The 528-nt window shown below is 49.4% G+C and carries 1 protein-coding gene; it reads left to right on the top strand.

Annotation, left to right across the window (positions count from 1 at the left end; all coding sequences use genetic code 11):
- Positions 1-528, top strand: a 528-nt coding sequence (locus BCT81_RS27555) for an iron chelate uptake ABC transporter family permease subunit (protein WP_157938897.1), incomplete at both ends; no start/stop codon positions are given.

The raw sequence follows: 528 nt of genomic DNA, 5'->3' as shown, positions 1-528 counted from the left end.
GTACATCATCAGGGGCATGGCTTGGTCTGGTCATTCTGAATGTGGTCGCGCCGATGTTGGTTGCTCAATATTCGGTTTGGTTTGCGCTGATAGGCGCGCTGCTTGCAATGGGTCTGATTGTTTCGATTGTTGGCATCAAAAACATGAGCGGTTTACCGATTGTTTTGGCGGGCATGGCGGTTAACTTACTGTTAGGCGCATTCGCGACTGCGATTATTTTGCTTAACGACCAGTACGCGCAGAACCTGTTTGTATGGGGAGCGGGTGATCTCGGGCAGAATGGCTGGGAGCAAGTGCTTTGGCTGATGCCTAAGTTACTGCCAATCTTTGCTATTTTCCTGTTGGCTCCAAGAGTTTTGACTCTGCTTTCAATTGGTACAGAAGGGGCTGCTGCGCGTGGTCTTAACATAGGTACGACCTTCTTTGTGTTAATGGCAATCGGCGTTTGGCTGGTTTCCGTGTCGATTACCTCGGTGGGTGTGATCAGTTTTATTGGATTGATTGCGCCAAACATCGCGAGACATTTGG

It is taken from the genome of Vibrio sp. 10N.261.52.A1, assembly GCF_002876325.1.
Taxonomy (GTDB): domain Bacteria; phylum Pseudomonadota; class Gammaproteobacteria; order Enterobacterales; family Vibrionaceae; genus Vibrio; species Vibrio chagasii.
Note: the sequence above shows the minus strand (reverse complement) of the source record. Positions and strands in the feature narration are given on the sequence as shown.